Source organism: Kribbella sp. NPDC051586 (assembly GCF_044453965.1).
Classification (GTDB): Bacteria; Actinomycetota; Actinomycetes; order Propionibacteriales; family Kribbellaceae; genus Kribbella.
In genome coordinates, this window is sequence record NZ_JBITDF010000006.1 from 274,537 (window position 1) to 293,961 (window position 19,425).

Annotated in this window: 14 protein-coding genes; 11 read left to right on the plus strand and 3 right to left on the minus strand. The window is 69.8% G+C overall.

Annotated elements, in window-relative coordinates:
- Positions 1-47: 47 nt before the first annotated feature.
- A complete protein-coding gene (locus tag ACIA58_RS39330) occupies positions 48-692 on the minus strand; it encodes a nucleotidyltransferase domain-containing protein (RefSeq protein ID WP_396408960.1) in 645 nt (214 codons plus the stop codon).
- 111 nt (positions 693-803) lie between these two features.
- On the opposite strand from ACIA58_RS39330, the gene ACIA58_RS39335 reads away from it, so the two are divergent.
- Genes ACIA58_RS39335 through ACIA58_RS39385 form a run of 11 tightly spaced genes read left to right on the plus strand, consistent with a single transcriptional unit; the run spans position 804 to position 17,548 of the window.
- Positions 804-2,192, plus strand: a complete 1,389-nt coding sequence (locus ACIA58_RS39335; RefSeq protein WP_396408961.1) for a serine hydrolase domain-containing protein — start codon at positions 804-806, stop codon at positions 2,190-2,192.
- 14 nt (positions 2,193-2,206) lie between these two features.
- Complete coding sequence (locus ACIA58_RS39340) at positions 2,207-3,811, plus strand: ABC transporter substrate-binding protein (RefSeq protein WP_396408962.1); 1,605 nt, start codon at positions 2,207-2,209, stop codon at positions 3,809-3,811.
- A gap of 4 nt (positions 3,812-3,815) precedes the next feature.
- Positions 3,816-4,808, plus strand: coding sequence for an ABC transporter permease (locus tag ACIA58_RS39345; RefSeq protein WP_396408963.1), 993 nt, complete (start codon positions 3,816-3,818; stop codon positions 4,806-4,808).
- A complete protein-coding gene (locus tag ACIA58_RS39350; RefSeq protein ID WP_396408964.1) occupies positions 4,808-6,688 on the plus strand; it encodes a dipeptide/oligopeptide/nickel ABC transporter permease/ATP-binding protein in 1,881 nt (626 codons plus the stop codon). The genes ACIA58_RS39345 and ACIA58_RS39350 overlap by 1 nt, the downstream gene beginning before the upstream one ends.
- Positions 6,685-7,677, plus strand: a complete 993-nt coding sequence (locus ACIA58_RS39355) for an ABC transporter ATP-binding protein (RefSeq protein WP_396408965.1) — start codon at positions 6,685-6,687, stop codon at positions 7,675-7,677. The genes ACIA58_RS39350 and ACIA58_RS39355 overlap by 4 nt, the downstream gene beginning before the upstream one ends.
- On the plus strand, positions 7,674-11,012 hold the full coding sequence (locus tag ACIA58_RS39360; RefSeq protein ID WP_396408966.1) for a serine hydrolase: 3,339 nt from the start codon (positions 7,674-7,676) through the stop codon (positions 11,010-11,012). Before ACIA58_RS39355 ends, ACIA58_RS39360 begins: the two co-directional genes overlap by 4 nt.
- The gene (locus tag ACIA58_RS39365; RefSeq protein WP_396408967.1) at positions 11,009-12,130 is read left to right on the plus strand and encodes a M20 family metallopeptidase; all 1,122 of its coding nucleotides are present in this window, start codon (positions 11,009-11,011) and stop codon (positions 12,128-12,130) included. Before ACIA58_RS39360 ends, ACIA58_RS39365 begins: the two co-directional genes overlap by 4 nt.
- Entirely contained in the window at positions 12,127-13,047 is a 921-nt protein-coding gene (locus tag ACIA58_RS39370) for a GNAT family N-acetyltransferase (protein WP_396408968.1), read from the plus strand. Before ACIA58_RS39365 ends, ACIA58_RS39370 begins: the two co-directional genes overlap by 4 nt.
- Complete coding sequence (menC, locus tag ACIA58_RS39375; RefSeq protein WP_396408969.1) at positions 13,047-14,144, plus strand: o-succinylbenzoate synthase; 1,098 nt, start codon at positions 13,047-13,049, stop codon at positions 14,142-14,144. The genes ACIA58_RS39370 and menC overlap by 1 nt, the downstream gene beginning before the upstream one ends.
- Positions 14,145-14,174: 30 nt before the next feature.
- Complete coding sequence (locus ACIA58_RS39380) at positions 14,175-15,851, plus strand: PucR family transcriptional regulator (protein WP_396408970.1); 1,677 nt, start codon at positions 14,175-14,177, stop codon at positions 15,849-15,851.
- A 44-nt stretch (positions 15,852-15,895) separates the two neighbouring features.
- Positions 15,896-17,548 (plus strand): hypothetical protein, encoded by a 1,653-nt coding sequence (locus tag ACIA58_RS39385; protein WP_396408971.1) that lies wholly within the window; start codon positions 15,896-15,898, stop codon positions 17,546-17,548.
- 11 nt (positions 17,549-17,559) lie between these two features.
- On the opposite strand, the gene ACIA58_RS39390 is transcribed toward ACIA58_RS39385, so the two are convergent.
- Positions 17,560-18,369 carry an NAD-dependent epimerase/dehydratase family protein gene (locus ACIA58_RS39390; RefSeq protein WP_396408972.1) on the minus strand — a complete coding sequence of 270 codons (810 nt, stop codon included), beginning with the start codon at positions 18,367-18,369 and terminating at the stop codon, positions 17,560-17,562.
- Positions 18,370-18,466: 97 nt separating this feature from the next.
- Positions 18,467-19,414, minus strand: coding sequence for an electron transfer flavoprotein subunit alpha/FixB family protein (locus ACIA58_RS39395; RefSeq protein WP_396408973.1), 948 nt, complete (start codon positions 19,412-19,414; stop codon positions 18,467-18,469).
- Positions 19,415-19,425: the final 11 nt, after the last annotated feature.

Below are 19,425 nucleotides of genomic sequence, written 5' to 3' on the forward strand. Positions count from 1 at the left end.
GGATGTTCCCGCCTGTTGGGCCTGTCCGGTGGACAGAGGTCGAACAGTTACCCGCGGATCCGGGGCGGCCAGGCGTGGCCGGGGTGGAGGTGGTCGATCAGGTCGGCCAGCCAGGTCCGCCGGTCCGGAGTGAGGAGCGGGAGGGTCGCCGTCAGGTCCTGCTCGTCCTTCGGCCGGGAGAGCTTGGCCTTGTACGCGAGCGCCATCTCCGGGTTGAGGTAGCGGATGCCGTCCTGCCCCACCCAGGTGATGTCGTCGAGCGGATAGTCCAGGGAGGGGTCGCGGCGGAAGACCCAGCGGCCGTCACGGTCGGGGTTGACGACCACATCGAACTCCCACGGCGCCAGCGCGTGCTGCCGGAGCCAGATCTGGTCCGCGTCGTCGGGCTGCTCCGGACGCTGGTCGGTCAGCGGCCGGAGGCTGCCACCGGCGTTCGACCACAGGTCGTAGGAGCCCTTGAGGTGCTGCCGGAGCGACTCGATGTCCCGGCGCCAGAGCGACAGGTCGACATCCTCGTGCTCACGCCGTACGCCGGTGAACGCCTCGATCGCCCATCCGCCGGCGATCCACCACTGGCCGTCGTACCCCTCGAGCAGCTGCCGCGCCTCGGCCGGCGTGGACACCTTCCAGGGCCCGTAGAGGCGCTGGAAGGCCAGCTCCTCGGGCGGCAGACCGTCCGGATACGAGTTCACCGAGTGATCTTCACACGACGGCAGGTGCTTCGTCCGGCTGGACGAAATCGGGCGCGGTGGTTGTGCGCTGCGACGAATACCGAGGTACAGCCGCGCGCCTAGCGTCGGCGCATGGCGACTCTGAGCGAGATCGAGACGTGGCTACAAGACCGGCTGGCGACACTGCTCGCCGAGCATCAGGTCCCCGGTGCGGCGGTCGGCGTACTGCTGGGCGGCGAAGTGGTCGAGCACGCGGCCGGCGTACTGAGTAGAGCGACCGGCGTCGAGACGACCGTCGACTCCGTGTTCCAGATCGGGTCGATCACGAAGGTGTGGACGACCACGCTGGTCATGCAGCTGGCCGACGAGGGCAAGCTCGACCTGGACCAGCCGATCCGCTCGTACCTGCCCGAGTTCGTCATCGCGGACGAGGCTGCGGCCGCTGCGATCACCACGCGGCAGCTGCTCAGCCACACCGCCGGGTTCGAGGGCGACATCTTCAACGAGACCGGCAAGGGCGACGACGCCGTCGAGAAGTTCGTCGCCTCGTTGGCCACCACCACCCAGCTCTTCCCGCCCGGCGAGATGTTCTCGTACAACAACGCCGGCTTCGCGGTCCTCGGCCGCATGGTCGAGGTACTGCGTGGCACGTCGTACGACGCGGCGCTGCGGGAGCACGTCTTCACGCCGCTCGGCCTGGCCCACGCCGCGACCGATCCGTACGAGGCGATCCTGCACCGGGCCGCCGTCGGACACATCCGCCCGGCAGCCGATGCCGATCCGGTCCCCGCGCCGATCTGGGCGATGACCCGCGGCATGGCTCCGGCCGGGGCGATGCTCGCGATGAGCGCCCGCGACCTGCTCTCCTTCGCCAAGCTCCACCTCGACTCCGGTACTGCGACCGACGGCACCGCCGTGCTCAGCGCGGCGAGCGTCAAGGCGATGCAGGAACCGCAGGTCAAGCTCCCCGCCCTCGGGATGATGGGTGAGTCCTGGGGTCTCGGCTGGGAGCTGTTCGACTGGGACGGCACCAAGGTGATCGGCCATGACGGCGGGACGATCGGCCAGAACGCGTTCCTGCGCGTCGTGCCCGAGCACGGGCTCGCGGTGGCGCTGCTCACCAACGGCGGCGAGACCATCGAGGTCTACAAAGCGGTCATGAGCCACCTCGTCCAGGAGCTCGCGGGGCTGTCCCTGCCGCCACTGCCCACGCCGCCGGGCGAGCCGGTCCCGGTGGATGTGGCGCGGGTCCTCGGCACCTACAGCTGCGAGGTCGCCGACGTCACCGTGCGGCAGGACGACGACGGGAAGATCTGGCTCGACCAGACCCCCAAGGGCATCTTCACCGAGCTCGGTCCGACGCCGGACCCGGTCGAGCTGGTCGGCCGCGACGAGCAGAGCCTGATCGCCGTCAAGGCCGAGCACGGGATGCACCAGCCGCACGTCTTCGTCGGCGACGACGGCTCCGGCCGTGCCTTGTACCTGCACAGCGGCCGCGCCCTGCGCCGCGCGGCTGACTGACTCCCGGAGGCACTATGCGATCCGTACGCACCGCCCTGGCCGCCGGAGTTCTGGTCACCGGCCTGGCCGCTTGTCTGGCACTGTCCGCCTGCAGCTCGGATGAGCAGGCCGCCGGTACCGGTCAGACCGCCGAGGGCAAGACGATGACCATGGCGATCAGCGCCGACCCCGGCAACCTCGATCCGCAGTTCACCTCGTTGTCGGTCACCATGCAGGTCGACTGGTTCCTGTACGACTCGCTGGTCGGCATCTCCCCCGACGGCAAGCAGGTAGCCGGGCTCGCCGACAAGTTCGAGGGCAACAGCACCACCGCGAAGTACACGCTGCGCAAGGGAGTCACCTGCGCGGACGGGAGCCCGCTGACGGCGAGCACGGTCGCGCAGAACATCAACTTCGTCGGCAACCCGGCCAACAAGTCCACGCGGATCGGTGTGTTCATCCCGCCGGGCGCTAACGCGACAGCCGACGACGCGACCGGCACAGTCACCGTGACAGCGCCGGCTCCGGACGCCTTCCTGGTCCGCAACATCGGCGGCCTGCACATCGTGTGCAGCAAGGGCATGAAGGACCGCAGCATCCTCAAGCAGGGCTCGGACGGCACGGGCATGTACACGGTCGCGGAGGCTGTTCCCGGCGACCACTACACGCTCACCCGACGCAAGGAGTACGCCTGGGGGCCGGGTGACTTCAAGCAGGGGCAGTCCGGTCTGCCGGACAAGGTCGTGCTGAAGGTCGTCAGCAACGAGACCACTGCGGCCAACCTGCTGCTGTCAGGGCAGGTGAACATCGTCGCGATCGCCGGGCCCGACAAACAGCGGCTGCAGGCGCAGAAGACGTTCCAGCGAGAGGCCGGGACCCCACTGGGTGAGCTCTGGTTCAACCAGAAGCCCGGTCTGCCGACCGCTGACCTCGCAGTACGCAAGGCACTGACCCAGGCGCTCGACCTGACCCAGCTGGGCAAGGTGATCACCAGCGGCACCGGTACCCCCGCTACCCGGTTGGTTGCCCCCGGCATGGGTCCGTGCGGCGACGACACCGTCACCGGCAACCTGCCCGGCCATGACCTGGACGCGGCCAAGGCAGCCCTCGACGCGGCCGGCTGGCGTCCCGGCGCCGGAGGCATCCGGGAGAAGGCCGGCACGAAGCTGTCCCTGGTCTTCTACTATCCGACCAGCCTCGGCCCGACGCTGCCGTCCGGCGCTGAACTCCTCCAGAAGGCCTGGACCGAGCTAGGTGTCGACGTGTCTCTCAAGGCCGTCTCGACCGCGGAGATCAGCACGGTCGTCCTCGCCGGCCAAGGCACCTGGCACGCCGGCCTGATCCCGCTGACGGTGTCCCTGCCGAGCCAGCTGGTCAGCTTCCTCTCCGGCACCACACCGCCGAACGGCAGCAACTTCTCCTCGATCAAGAATCCGGAGTACGACGCTGCAGTGGCCAAGGCCGCCGCGATCCCGGGTGCCGACGGCTGCGCGGACTGGGCGACTGCCGAGCGGGCACTGTTCAAGCAGGTCAACCTGGTGCCCTTCGTGAACGCGACCGTGCCGATCTTCGGCAAGGGCGCGACGTTCGACCTGAGCGAAGGCAGTGTGATCCCGTCGTCGATCAAGATGCTGGGGTGAGGCAGTGACGACGCCTGTGACGACCACCGTCGGCGCCCCGGTCCTCACCACTCATCCGTGGCTCGGCTTCGCCGTACGGCGGCTGGGCCGACTGGTCGGCTCTGTCCTCGTGCTGGTCAGCGCTGCGTTCCTGATGATCCACCTGATCCCTGGTGACCCGGTCCGGGGAGCACTCGGACCTGCCGCCGCACAGAGCCTCGTCGACGCCCAGCGGGCCTCGCTGGGCCTCGACGACCCGCTCTGGCAGCAGTACGTGAACTTCCTGCACCATCTGATCACCGGCAACCTCGGTACGTCGATCACCACCGGGCTGCCCGTCTCCGACGTCATCCGGGATCGTCTGCCGGCCACGGTCGAGCTGGCCGTCGCAGCGTTCCTGGTGGCTGTGCTGATCGCAGTACCGCTGGGTCTGGCGATGGGCGTCCTGACGAGAGGCGGGCGACGGCCGCGTACCGAGCTGGGCTTCACGTCGACCGCTGTGGTCCTGGCTGCGATTCCTGAGTTCCTGTTGGCGGTCGGACTCGTCTACGTGTTCGCGGTGACTCTGCACTGGTTCCCGGTCGCAGGTCGCGGCAGCGTCGCGTCGTACGTGCTGCCGGTCCTGTCGCTGGCGGTCGGTCCGGCGGCCGTGCTCGCACGCATCTGTCGCGTCGAACTGCTGGCCGTGCTTCAGACGGACTATCTGCGCACTGCCCGCGCAAAGCGACTGCCTGCGGCAGCCATCTATCTGCGGCACGCTCTGCCGAACGCCGTGACAGCCACGATCACGCTGGGCGGTCTGCTGCTCGGTGGCATGGTCGCAGGGACGGTGCTGGTCGAGAACGTCTTCGGCTGGCCCGGACTCGGCAGCACGATCGTCTCCTCGATCATCGCCAAGGACTACCCGCTGGTGCAGGGCGTGGTCCTCGTGTATGGCGTCGGCGTCCTCCTGGTGAATCTGGCCGTCGACGTCACCCTCGCCCTGCTCGACCCCCGATCAACCATCCGGGAGAGCTGATGCGCCGCTGGACGGCCGTACTGCGGACCCCGGTAGGCGCCGGTGCCGGGCTGCTGCTGCTCGGCGTACTGCTGCTTGCCGTCTTCGCTCCGGTCCTCTGGTCGCACCAGGCGAATGCCATCGACACCGACCACCTGCTGCAGGGCTCGTCCGCGCAGCACTGGCTCGGCACCGACAACCTCGGCCGGGACATCTTCTACCGGGTGCTCGTCGCGTCGCGTACGTCGATCCTGCTGGCTTTGCTCGCGACGTCGATCGCCGTGGTCACCGGTCTTGCCCTGGGCAGTGCTCCGGCGATCCTGGGCAAGCGTGGCGGCCGAATCGCGACCGCTGTGGTGAACATCGCGGTTGCCTTTCCCGGTCTGCTGCTCGCGCTGTTCTTCGCGGTCGTGTTCGGGGTCGGCGCGAAGGGCGCCGTACTGGCCATCGGCTTCGCGGGGGCGCCGTCGTTCGCGCGGCTGACGCAGACGCTCGTCGCGGGGGTCGCGGAGCGGGACTTCATCGCGGCCGCGCGGATCGCGGGGGTCGGCCGGTTCCGGATGCTGGTGCGCCACATCCTGCCGAACATCGCCGAGCCGCTGGTGGTCAACGCGACCATCGGCGCCGGCGGCACGTTGCTGGCGTTCGCGGGGCTGTCGTTCATCGGACTGGGCGTGCAGCCGCCGGCGTACGACTGGGGCCGGATGCTGGGCGAGAGCCTCAGCGGCATCTACGTACACCCGGCTGCGGCGCTCGCTCCGGGGGTCGCAGTGGTCATCGCGGGGCTGGCGTTCAACCTCTTCGGCGAGGCGGTGGCCAAGGGTCTCGGCGTACCGGCGCCGCGCACGCGGTGGACCGACCGTACGCCGGAAGCGACGCCGGCGCGGGACGACGACAGCGACGCCGTGCTCGTGGTCGAGGACCTGCATGTCAGCTTCCCCGGTCCGGTGACGCCGGTCACGCCGGTGCGCGGTGTCAGCTTCACGATCCACAAGGGCGAGATCGTCGGCGTGGTCGGCGAGTCCGGCTCCGGGAAGAGCCTCACCGCACTCGCGATCGCCCAGCTGATCGAGCCGCCGGGTCAGGTCCGTGCCGCCGAGCTGTCGTTCCTGGGCGCCCCCCTGCTCGGCCGCCTGCCGGTTCGCACTACTGCCGCAGTACGGCGACGACTGCTGGGCACGTCGTTCGCCATGGTGTTCCAGGACCCGATGACGTCGTTCAACCCGACCAAGCGAGTCGGAGTACAGCTGGCCGAGGGTGCGCGTGAGCATCAAGGTCTGAGTCGTCGCGCCGCGATGGACCGAGCTATAGACCGGCTGCGGGCGGTCCGGGTCCCCGCTGCGGAGCGGCGGGCGCGGCAGTACCCGCACGAGTTCTCCGGCGGCATGCGGCAGCGCGCCATGATCGGCATGGGGCTGATGGGTGCGCCGGCGTTGATCGTCGCCGACGAGCCGACCACTGCCCTCGACGTGACCGTGCAGCGACAGGTACTGCGTCTGCTGGAGACGATCCGCACCGAGGACGACGTGGCGGTGCTGCTGATCAGCCACGACATCAGCGTCGTCGCACAGATCTGCGACCGCGTCCTGGTGATGTACGCCGGGCGCATCGTCGAGGATCTCCCGGCGACCGAGCTGGCCACCGGGGCGCGGCACCCGTACACACGGGCGTTGCTGGCCGCCGTACCGGATCTGGACACGGCGCTGGACGAACCGCTGGCAGTGATTCCTGGACGCCCGGTGGATCCGGCGCGGATGCCTGCGGGCTGTGCGTTCGCGGCGCGGTGTTCGTTCGCCTCGGACCGGTGCCGCGCCGAGGATCCTGTGCTGGTCGACCAGGTGGCGTGCTGGCATCCGCAGGCGCAGGCTGAGTACTCGAGCTTCCGGACGGGGCAGCGATGAGCGAACTGCGTTTCGAAGGCGTGACGGTCCGGTACGGTCGCGCGCTGACGGCTGTCGACGGAGTCGATCTGACCGTGCCGTCGGGTCAGGTGGTCGGACTGGTCGGCGAGTCGGGGTCCGGCAAGTCGACGTTGGCCCGTGCGGCGGTCGGGCTGGCCGAGCTCGCGGGTGGACGAATTCTGCTGGACGGCGTGCCGCTGCGGGATCGGCGTCCGCTGCAGATGGTGTTCCAGGATCCGTACTCCTCACTGGATCCACGGATGACCATCGGCGACTCGATCGCCGAAGCAGCAGCAAAAGGGCCCAGAGGTGCGCGCCGCGACGAGGTGGCCCGATTGCTCGAGCTGGTCGGGCTGGACGCGGACCGCGCGTCGACGTACCCGGGCGCGTTGTCGGGTGGTCAGCGGCAGCGCGTGGCGATCGCGCGGGCACTGGCCGGCCGGCCCGAGGTACTGATCGCCGACGAGATCACTTCGGCCCTGGACGTGTCGATCCAGGGCACGGTGCTGAACCTCGTCCGCACGCTGCAGCGCGAACTGCGGTTGTCGATGCTGTTCATCTCGCACAACCTGGCCGTGGTCCGCTACGTCAGCGACATCGTCGCGGTCATGTACCTGGGCCGGATCGTCGAGGCCGGACCGGCCCGCGACGTGCTCGGCAACCCGCAGCACCCATACACCAAAGAGCTTCTGGCAGCGGCCCCACGGCGCGGGTCGACCTCACTGCCGCCGCCGGACGAGGCCCTGCGGCTCGTGGCCGATGCCGAACCGGCCGATCCGCATCATCCGCCGGCGGGCTGCCGGTTCCACCCGAGATGCCCGATCGGTCCGCTGATCCGGACCGACCGTGAGCACTGTCTGACCCTCGATCCCACCACCGAGGCCGACCACCGTCTGCATCGCGCTGCCTGCCACCACGCGGCCGGCGTACTGCGGGCGGTCGGCTCGAACCCGCCTGTACTCAAGGAACTCAAGGAGGACCTCCAGTGACCCGACGTCTGCGCATCGACGACCTGACCGAGCTCGCCGTACCTGAGCAGCCGGCGCTGTCGCCGGACGCCACCCAGCTCGTCTACGTCCTCCGGACCACCGACGCGAAGGCGGACCGCACGTTGCGGAGTCTGTGGCGGCTCGCGGCCTCCGGTGGTACGCCGCAACAACTCACCCGCGGCGAAGCCGACTCGACGCCCGTTTGGTCGCCGGACGGGTCGCAGCTGGCGTTTCTGCGGGCCAAGGACGGCCCGGGCCAGATCTGGGTGCTGCCGGCCGGTGGCGGTGAGCCGGAGCAGCTCACCACGCTGCCGATGGGTGCAGGAGTGCCGAGGTGGAGTCCGGACGGGACGCGGATCGCCTTCTCTGCGCCGGTCGACATCGCGGCCGCCAATGACAACGAGCACGCGCCCATTGTCGCCGAGCGGCTGGATTACCAGGCTGACGGCGCAGGGTGGCTGCGGACGATCCGCAAGCACCTCCACGTTCTCGACGTGGAGACAAAGGAGTGCCGCCAGGCCACCGAAGGAGACTGGCACGCGGGCGACCCGGACTGGTCGCCCGACGGTTCGAAGCTGGCCTTCGGGGCGGCCACTGCACCTGACGCGGACCTGACCCCCACAGCGCCGGCCTATGTGCTCGATGCAGCAGATGCGAAGGCGAAGCCGCAGTTGGTCGGTCTGGCTGACGGGCTGACCGGCACGGTGACCTGGACCTCTGACGGCGCCGCACTGCTCATCGTCGGCATGCAGTCCGGACCGGTCGGTCACGCCGGCCTACTGCGGCTCTCCTTGAACGGTGGCGACTCGGACACCGGCGACGTCGTGAACCTCGCGGCGCCGCTCGACCGCAATGTGATGTCCGGCGGGTCGGCGTACCCGGGTGCTCTGCCGACGCTCGTGGACGAGGGCCGTACCGTCCTCTTCGCGGCGCGGGACCGTGGGTGCACGCATCTGTTCTCGGTACCCGTTGCGGGCGGCACACCTCAGCATGTGTTCGGCGAGCAGGGACAGGTGGTGTCCGGGTTGTCCGTCGCCGCTGGTGTGGCGACGTTCGCGCTGAGCACCCCGACGTCGTTCGGGGAGATCGTGACGCTCGACCTGGCGACTGGTACGGCGACGACGCGAACGACGTACGGCGAGGAGGTCGCGGAGGCCTTCGTCCGGGTCGAGCGCGAGTTCACGATCTCCGACGGGACTGTGGTGTCCGGCTGGCTCGTCCGCGACCCGGCCGCCGACGGGCCGCAGCCGCTGCTGCTGGACATCCACGGCGGTCCGCACAACGCGTGGAACGCCGCTGCTGACGAGGTGCACCTCTACCACCAGGAGCTCGCGGCTCACGGCTGGACCGTGCTGCTGCTGAATCCCCGGGGCAGCGACGGGTACGGCGAGCAGTTCTTCAACGCCGCGCTCGGAGCCTGGGGTACCGCGGACGCGCGCGACTTCCTCGAGCCGCTCGACGAACTGGTTGCCGAAGGCATCGCTGACGCCGATCGGCTTGCCGTGGCGGGCTACAGCTACGGCGGATTCATGACCTGCTACCTGACCAGTCGCGACGACCGCTTCGCTGCTGCCGTGACCGGTGGCGTGGTCAGCGACCTGACCAGCATGGCCGGTACGTCGGACCTGGGCCACTTCCTCGACGTCTACGAGCTGAACAGTGCGACCGACTACACCTCCATGTCTCCCTTCGCCGAGGTCAGCAAGGTGGCGACGCCGACCCTGATCCTCCAGGGCGATTCCGACGTGCGTTGCCCGGTCGGACAAGCCCAGCAGTGGCACACCGCGCTGCGCGAGAACGGCATACCGACCCAACTGGTGCTCTACCCCGAAGCCAGCCACCTGTTCATCGTCGAGGGCCGTCCGTCCCATCGCCTCGACTTCAACCGGCGCATCCGCGACTGGGTCGGGCAGTACGCCGGTGACGCGAGCGGTCCGCGCCGGGCAAAGCTCGACGCCGCGCACTGGCAGCGTCGACTGACCACGCTGGCCGCGCGGCACGGCGTACCGGGCGCGACGCTCGGCATCCTCCGGGTGCGGCCGGGAGCGGACGACGAGCTGGTGGAGGCGGCGACCGGCGTACTGAACAAGGACACCGGTGTGGAGGCGACAACCGATTCGGTCTTCCAGATCGGTTCCATGTCGAAGGTCTGGACGACGACCCTCGCGCTGCAGTTGGTCGACGAGGGACTGCTCGACCTGGACGCTCCGATCAGCCAGGTGCTGCCTGAACTGCAGCTGGGTGATCCCGACGTCGCGAAGCAGGTGACGATGCGCCACCTGCTCACCCACACCAGCGGGATCGACGGCGATGTCTTCACAGACACAGGTCGAGGCGACGACTGCCTGGAGAAGTACGTCGACCTGCTGGCGGACGTACTACAGAACCATCCACTGGGCGCGACGTGGTCGTACTGCAACTCCGGCTTCTCACTGGCCGGCCGGGTGATCGAAAAGCTCACCGGCACCACCTGGGACCAGGCGTTGCGCGACCGGATCATCACACCGCTCGGCCTGCAGAACACAGTCACGCTGCCAGAGGAGGCGCTGCTCCTACGGGCCGCCGTCGGGCACGTCAGTGAAGGCGAGGAGGAGCCGAAGCGGGCACCGGTCTGGGGCCTCCCCCGCTCGCTCGGGCCGGCCGGGCTGATCACCTCGACCGTGGCGGACGCACTGGCCTTCGCACGGCTCCACTTGAACGACGGTGTCGCGCCGGACGGCACCCGGCTGCTCAGCGAGTCGTCGGTGACGGCGATGGCTGAGCAGCAGGCCGAGCTACCGGACAAGCACTCGCTCGGCGACTCGTGGGGTCTCGGCTGGATCCGGTTCGGCTGGGACGGTCGGCGACTGATCGGCCACGACGGCAACACGATCGGCCAGGCCGCGTTCCTGCGGGTGCTGCCGGACGAGGGGCTGGCCGTAGTACTGCTGACGAACGGCGGCCACACGCGCGACCTGTACGAGGACCTCTACCGGGAGATCTTCGGTGAGCTGGCCGGCGTCTCGATGCCCACGCCGCTGGCCCCGCCCGCTAAGCCCCTAACGGTCGACGTACGTCGTCACGTCGGCCGCTACGAGCGGGCCAGCACGATCCAGGAGGTGCTGGTCGATGACGAGGGACCGCTGCTGCGGATGACGATCACCGGGCCGTTGGCCGAGCTGGTGCCGGACCCGACGGAGGAGCTGCGCATGACCGCGGTGGACGACAGCGGCGACCTGTTCGTCGTCCGGCAGCCCGGTGCGCTCACCTGGACCCCGGTGACGTTCTACTCGCTGCCAACCGGCGAGAAGTACATGCACTTCGGGGTCCGCGCTACGCCGAAGGTCGGCGGATGACGGAGGTGGTCGAGCAGTTCGAGGCACGGTTGCCGCTGATGCTCGACGATCTCGAAACCCTGGTGACCTGCGAGTCGCCGTCGGCCGATGCCGCGGCGGTGGCTCGCAGTGCGGACCTCGTTGCCCAGCTGGGAGCGGAGCGGCTCGGATCCAAGCCGGAGTACCTCGTCGTCGACGGCTGCACGCATCTGCGCTGGCGGCTCGGTGACGGGCCGCGGCGGGTCCTGGTCCTCGCGCACCACGACACGGTTTGGCCGATCGGCTCGCTGGTCACGCATCCGTTCCAGAACGAGGGCGGCGTACTGCGCGGACCGGGCTGCTTCGACATGAAGGCCGGGTTGGTGATGGCGCTGCACGCGATCTCCACGTTGCCCTCGGCAAGTGTCACGCTGCTGGTGACCGGTGACGAAGAGCTGGGGTCGCCGTCGTCGCGGCAGCTGATCGAGGCCGAGGCCACGGGATGCTCGGCCACTCTGGTGCTGGAGGCGTCGGCCGATGCCGGCGCACTCAAGCTGGAGCGGAAGGGCGTGTCGGTCTACGAGGTGCGGATCACCGGACGGGCCGCGCACGCCGGCCTGGAGCCTGAGCTCGGCGTCAACGCCTCGGTCGAGGCCGCACACCAAGTGCTTGCCGTAAGCAACCTCGGGGACGCCGGCCGGGGTACGACGGTCACGCCGTCGGTGCTGACCGCGGGAACCACCCGGAACACGGTCCCGGCCGCAGCTGCCTTCTTCGTCGACGCCCGGGCCTGGACCGTCGAGGAACAACTCCGGGTCAACGAGGCCATGCACGCGCTGCGACCGGTGCTGCCCGGGAGCTCGCTGGAGATCCTCGGCGGACCGAACCGGCCGCCACTCGAACGCAAGATGTCGGACGAGCTGTACGCGCGGGCCTCCCGGCTCGCTCTGGACCTCGGCCTGCCGCCGTTGCGCTCGGTCGCCGTCGGCGGCGGCTCGGACGGCAACTTCACCGCCGGGATCGGTACGCCGACCCTCGACGGCCTGGGCGCCGTCGGTGGTGGCGCCCACGCCGACGACGAACACGTCCTGGTCGCCGAGCTACCTCCACGAACAGCGTTGCTCGCCGCCCTGATCACCGACCTCCAGGGCACGCCATGACGATTGATCTCGATCCATCGATCGCCGCCGCTACGGAGGCTGGTCTCGTGGCGGCGGCCGCGGCCGGGGTGCGGATCCGCGAGTTGCGGGAGCTGACGGAGCTCGACGAGGTGTACCGGCTGTACGACTCGATCTGGCGGCCGGACCCGAGCAATCCGCCGGTGACGACGGAGCTGCTGAGGGCGCTGACGAAGGCCGGCAACTACGTCGGCGGGGCGTACGACGGTCACAACGGGGACAACGGCGGCAACGGTGGCAACGGCACCAACGGCGCCACCGGGGACGAGCTGATCGGCGCCTGCGTCGGATTCTTCTCGGCGCCGGCGGAGGTCTCGATGCACAGCCACGTGGCCGGGGTGTCCGGCGCGGCGCGCGGGCGGAACGTCGGCTTCGCGCTCAAGCTGCATCAGCGCGCCTGGGCACTGCGCCGCGGCGTATCGACGATCTCGTGGACGTTCGACCCGCTGATCCGGCGCAACGCGTACTTCAACGTGGCCAAGCTCGCCGCGCGCCCGACGGAGTACCTGACGAACTTCTACGGCGACATGCGGGACGGGATCAACAGCGGCGACGACACCGATCGGTTGCTGGTGCGCTGGGAGCTGGACACGCCCGCCGTCGGTGCGGCCGCGGCCCGGCGCTCGCCGACCACCGACGTGACGTTGATGCCTGGGGCAACGGTCGCGCTCGCGTGCGGCGCGGACGGGCGCCCGACGATTCCCGGCTCCGCGGGCGACGGCGTTCTGCTGGTCGCCGTACCGGCCGATGCCGAGGGCCTGCGCCGTACCGATCCGGGTGCGGCGAAGGCCTGGCGCGCGGCGCTGCGGGAGGTGCTGGGTGGGTTGCTGGCCGATGGCGCGCGAGTGACCGGATTCGATCAGACCGGATGGTACGTCGTCGAGCGGAAGGGCCTGTGATGAAGCTGACCGGATTCGAACTGCGGCGGATCTCGATGCCGTTGGTGTCGCCGTTCCGGACCTCGTTCGGGACGGAGACGACGCGCGACGTGCTGCTGGTGCGCGCCGTGAGTACGGAGGCCGAAGGGTGGGGCGAGTGCGTCGCGATGAGCGCGCCGCTGTACTCCTCGGAGTACGTTGATGCGGCGGTCGACGTACTGCGGCGGTTCTTCGTGCCGGCTCTGGCCTCGGTGGACTCGGCGGTGCGGGTCGGGCCTGCGTTGAGCCGGTTCCACGGGCATCGGATGGCCAAAGCGGCGGTGGAGACCGCCGTACTCGATGCGGAGTTGCGGGCCGAGAACCGTACGTTGGCCCGTGAGCTCGGCGCGGTGCTGGATCGCGTGCCGTGCGGGGTATCGGTCGGAATCATGGACTCGATCGGCGAGTTGCTGGACGCGGTCGGCGGATATCTCGAGCAGGGGTACGTGCGGATCAAGCTGAAGATCCAGCCGGGATGGGACGTCGAGCCGGTCCGCGCCGTGCGGGAGCAGTTCGGCGACATCCTGCTGCAGGTCGACGCCAACACGGCGTACACGTCGGCAGACGCTCGGCACCTGGCCCGCCTGGATCCGTTCGACCTGCTGTTGATCGAGCAGCCACTGGACGAGGAGGACGTGCTCGGACACGCCGACTTGGCTCGACAGATCAGTACGCCGGTGTGCCTGGACGAATCGATCACCTCGGCGCGTGCCGCGGCCGCAGCGATCCGGCTGGGCGCGTGCGCGATCGTCAATATCAAGCCGGGGCGGGTGGGCGGCTACCTGGAGGCGCGGCGCATCCACGACGTCTGCGTGGCCAACGACATCCCGGTCTGGTGCGGCGGCATGCTGGAGACCGGCATCGGACGGGCCGCGAACATTGCCCTGGCGGCTCTGCCCGGCTGCACGCTGCCGGGCGACACCTCGGCCTCGGACCGGTACTTCCGGACCGACATCACCCCGCCGTTCACCCTGGACGACGGGCATCTGCCGGTCCCGACCAGCCCCGGCATCGGGATCGAGCCGCTGGAGGCCGAACTGGCCGCCGTGACCACGAGTACCGAGTGGCTACCGCTCTGACGACCTAGGCTGGGCCCTCGGAGGTGATCGGTGACGAATCGACCGCGGGCAAGCCTCGGCCGGGTTCTCGACGACCTGGGCGCGACCTTGCTGGAACTCGTGCACGGCGACCCGGATCGACCGGCGGAGATCGGCGGGATCGTCATCCACGATCCGCTCGACGAGCCGGTGCTGCCCTCGCAGGCGCTCGTCCTCGGCGTCGGCCTGCACGAGCCCGACCGGATCGCCGACGTACTGCGCGATCTCGGCCGTCAGCAGGCCGCCGGTCTGGTCGTCCGCTCTCCGATCGCAGCGGGTGACCTCCTTGCCGACGCGGTCGCGGAGTCCGGAGTCGCTCTGCTGGCGTTGACTCGCGGCGCCTCGTGGGACCAGCTCGCCGTACTGCTGCGGTCTCTGCTCGCCGAGGGCGACGTCGGTGAGGTGGAGACCCTCGGCGGCATGCCGTCGGGCGATCTGTTCGCCCTCGCCAACGCCACCGCCGCGCTGCTCGACGCGCCGGTGACGATCGAGGACCGCAGCTCGCGCGTGCTCGCGTTCTCCGGGCGGCAGGACGAGGCAGACACGGCGCGGGTGCAGACAGTGCTCGGCCGGCAGGTGCCGCAGCGGTACTTCCGGCTGCTCACGGAGTACGGCATCTTCCGCGAGCTGTACCGCACCGACCGCCCGGTCCAGGTCCCGCCGCTGCCGACCACCGAGAAGGACTTCACCATCCCGCGGGTCGCCGTCGCGGTCCGCGCCGGCGACGAGATCCTCGGCTCGATCTGGGCCGCCGTCCGCGACCCGCTCACCGCCGAACGCTCACAGGCCCTCTGCGACGCCGCGAAGCTGGTTGCCCTGCACATGCTGCGCATCCGCGCCGGAGCCGACGTGGAACGCCGCCTGCGCGCCGACCTGGTCAGTACTGCGCTGGAAGGCGGCGCCGGTGCGCGTGCCGCACTCGACCGACTGGGCCTGGCCGATCAGCCGCTCGTTGTACTCGCTCTGGGGATCATCGCTTCCGACTCGGAGGACGTCGTGCAGACCGACCTCGCGGGCGAGTCGCTGGTCAGCCAGGCAGGTCTGGCCGGGGAGCGTCAGCGGCTGGCCGACGCGTTCGCCATGCATCTCGGCGCCGTGCACCCGCGTGCGGCCGCCGCGTTGGTCGGCGATGTCGCGTACGGGTTGATCCCGGTCCGTCCCGACCGGTCCGACGGCGAGGAGCGCGCAGTCCGGATCGGCAGGCACTTCCTCGAGCGCATCGGCGATCGAGTCACAGCCAGCATCGGGGTCGGGCCGGTCGTATCCGACGCCGCGCACCTACCCAACGCGCGCGCCGGCGCCGACCGCGCACTCCGCGTACTGCGAACCGGGCACGGCGCCCCACGCGTCGCCCGGCTCGCGGACGTCCACGTCGACACCCTCCTGCTCGAACTGCGCGACCTGATCGAAGCTCGTGGCGACGAGCCGACCGGTCCGATCGCCCGTCTCGTCGCGTACGACCGGCAGCACAACACCGACCTGGTCGAGACCCTGCGGGCCTGGCTCGACGCCTTCGGCGACGTCGCTGCGGCCGCCGCGGCCGTCTACGTCCACCCCAACACGTTCCGGTACCGCCTGCGCCGGCTGGCCGAAGTAGGCGGGCTGGACCTCGACGACCCCGACTCCCGCTTCGCTGCGATGCTCCAGCTCCGCCTGGTCAGCCCACCCCACCGCCTGATGACCCGCTGAACCGCCATCCTTCCGGAGAGCGATCGCTGACGAGGGGCGGAACCATGACCGACTGGTGGCAGGAACGGCGGCAGAACGAGCAGCTCGAGGATCTGCAGAGCGAGATGTCGTATGCGCGCCAGGAGACGTCGCGACTGCAGTCCCAGCTGTCCAAGATCCAGGGCGGTCTGCAGGAGCGGGTCAACCGCCTGTCGACCGCTTTCGACGCGTTCGTCGAGCTGTCCGACCTCCGGTACGAGATGGCCGGCTTTCTCGAGGCCGCCGAGCTACGCCGCTACGCCACTCGCGTCCTGACGGCCATGGCTTCCGGTACGCCGCTTCCGCCTGTTGGTGAGCCTGTCCCGCAGTACTGGCTGGGTCCGGCTACCGAGGCACTCATCGCGCTCGGCACATCTGGTCAGGACGAGCAGGCGCTGGGTACGGCGATGGGGCTCGACCAGCGTCGTACGTCGACCTTCCTCGCGCTGGCGCTGGCGGCGCTCGGGCAGCGGCATCAGGTACGGAGCGAGTGGCTGGATGTGGCCTTCGGCGTGCCGGCGGAGGACGGGACGGTCACCCGGGTGCAGCGGGTGCTGTGGGCTACCGCGGCGCGAGGTGGGTTCGGGGCGGACGGGTTGGCGCTGCTGGTGAAGCGGCTCCAAGCGGTCGCACCGCCCGCCGACGGCTGGTTGCCGAAGCTCGAGAAGCGCGGAGCGGCCCCGCGGGCATCCGGTGGTCGCTTCGAAGCCGTTGCAGAGCAGGAGGGCGCCCGGACCCGCCTCAGCCGGGTCCGCGACGCCGTCGAGTCGATCGCCAACAACACAGAGGCCCGCGAACCAGCCTCTGCGCTGAGCTACACGTCCGCCTCCGAAGCCGAGCGCGACTCCCAGAGTGACTCCACGCGCGACTCGCACCGCGGCCGTGGGCGTGACTCCGAGCGAGGCCGTGGGCGTGACTCCGGACGCCGGCGCGGCGGCCGGGACCGAGGTGCTGACGGTGCGGTCGCTCAGGACAGTACTGCGGCCCTCCTGCGGCTGCTGATCTCGGAAGGGAGCGAGCCGGAACGCGCATCGCTGGCCCGCGTCGCCGTACTGCGTGCTCAGATCAGCGGGACCGACGGGTCTGCTGCGGAGACGCTCGAGGACCCGGTCGGTACCGTCGAGGAGTTGCTCGCCGACGACCTGAGCCAGACCGACGACCCGCACCTGGCGGCGGCCGTGCTCCATGTCATCGGCCCGTCGGTCCTGCCGGCCATCGAGGAGCTGGCGCAGGTGGCGGGACAGCCGAGCCCGACGGAGATTGCCGTGGCCGGCGACTCCCACACGATCACAGTCCGCCCCGACGGCCCCGACCAGCTCCAACTGAGCACCGCCCTCTCGTCGATCAAGCAGTCCGCGGGCGGTCTGACAGCCGGCAAGCTCGCCGTCCCGGCGGCCCTCGTAGGCGTCGGTGCGCTCGTAGCGATCGGTCTCGGGTTCGTGAACGGGATCTGGATCGTGGCCGGCCTGGTACTGATCGGCATCGGCGTCTACCGGTACTGGAGCCTCCGCACTGCCAACAAGAACGACCAGATCGCAGCCGCCGACCGCGCCACCCTCCTCAACGAGCGCTGCGCCACAGCCGCCGCCCAGCTGTCCGCGTACACAAAGGCCACCGAAACCCGCCAAACCTCCGTCACTGCCGACCTGACAACCCTCCGCACCCACCTCACCAGCTGACGCGTCGGGAGTTACTGGTTGCGCCAGGTGGTGTGGTGGGTCCAGTTGATGACGGCGGCGGCTCGGCTGCTGTCGAACAGGGACGTGGTGCCTGCCAGCTCGGTGTGAATCCTGGTCTGGGGTGAGTAGCGGGCCAAGAGGGCTGCGGTGGGCTCGTGGCGGCCGGTGTCTTCGGCGGCGATGACCAACGTGGCGAAGCGGTCGTGGGTGCGCGGCTCGAGCGAGAGCACGCAGGCGCGGGCCGCCTCGGCCAGGTCGACGTACCCCCAGAGGTTGCGGCGGTTGTCCTTGGGCGGGGCGTCGGCGATGTACCGACGTACTTCGTCGGGCGTCAGGATCCAGTGGAAGCGAAGGGCGGTGACCTGTACGCCGCGACGCGCGTAGAGCTGGCCCATGCGTTCAAGGACGTCCTTGGTCAGCGCGTACGGATCGACGTACCGCAGGTCGGTGTCCTCGTCGACCGGGACGTCCGGCGTACCGATCTCCTCCGGGGACCATGCCGTGCCGTAGATCGATCCGCTGGAAGCGAGCACGGCGGTGCGGATGCCGAGCTTCCACGCTTCTTCCAGCGCGTTGAACGTCGTCAGCGCGTTGAGCTCGAACAATCGCACCGGCTCGATGTTCTCCGGGCTGGCGATCCCGGCACAGTGCACGATCGCCTCGGCCCCGCGCATCGAACGCGCGACCGCGTCCCGATCCATCAGATCGACCGGACCCGGTCCGCTGAGATCCGCCTCGATCACCTCGTGGCCGCCGGCAACCAACTGCCGGCACACCTCCGCACCCAGCTTGCCCCGAGCCCCACTCACCCAGATCCGCATGTTCGGCATGCTAGCCAGCCGGAAGGCGGAAGCCCGGCTCGGGAGGGGAACCGAGCCCGGCTTCCGTCCGGAGGTCAGCGTGCAGACCTCGCGAGTGTTACGACTTGCGCTTGGTGACTTCCTCGGTGGCGGTCGGGAGGACCTTGTGGAGGTCGCCGACGACGCCGAAGTCGACCAGCTCGAAGATCGGGGCCTCGGGGTCCTTGTTGACCGCGACGATCGTCTTCGAGGTCTGCATGCCGGCGCGGTGCTGGATCGCGCCCGAGATGCCGGCCGCGACGTACAGCTGCGGGGACACGGTCTTGCCGGTCTGGCCGACCTGGTAGGCGTGCGGATACCAACCCGAGTCCACCGCGGCACGCGACGCACCGACGGCCGCACCCAGCGAATCCGCGAACGCCTCGATCGGACCGAAGTCACCACCGGTCCCGCGGCCACCGGACACGATGATCGCGGCCTCGGTCAGCTCCGGACGACCGGTCGCCTCCCGCGGCTTGGACTCCGTGATCCGCGCCGCCTTCGCCGCGTCGGAGATCGACACGTCGAACTCCTCCACCTCCGGCGAGGTCTCAGCGGCTTCCGGGGTTGCGGCGTTCGGCTTGACCGTGATGATCGGCGTCCCGTGGGTGACCTTCGACTTGACCGTGTAGTTGCCCGCAAACACCGACTGCGTGGTGACGGGACCCTCCTGCACGTCGACGGCGTCCGTGATCAGACCCGAGTCGAGCTTGACCGCCAGCCGGGCCGCGATCTCCTTGCCCTCGGCGCTCGACGAGATCAGGATCGCCGACGGCTCGACCTTCGCCGCGACCTGCTGCAACGCCTCGGCCTTCGGCGCCACCAGGAACTGCGACAGCTCGGCGTTGGTCAGCGCGATCACCTTGGTCGCGCCGTACTGCCCCAGGGCGGGCAGGGCGTCGGAAACACCGTCGCCGATGAACACTGCGACCGGCTCACCGAGACGGCGGGCGATCGTGAGGAGCTCGGCGGTCGTCTTGCGGACCTTGCCCGCGGCGTGGTCAACCAGCACCAGAACGTTCGACATAACTGGACCGC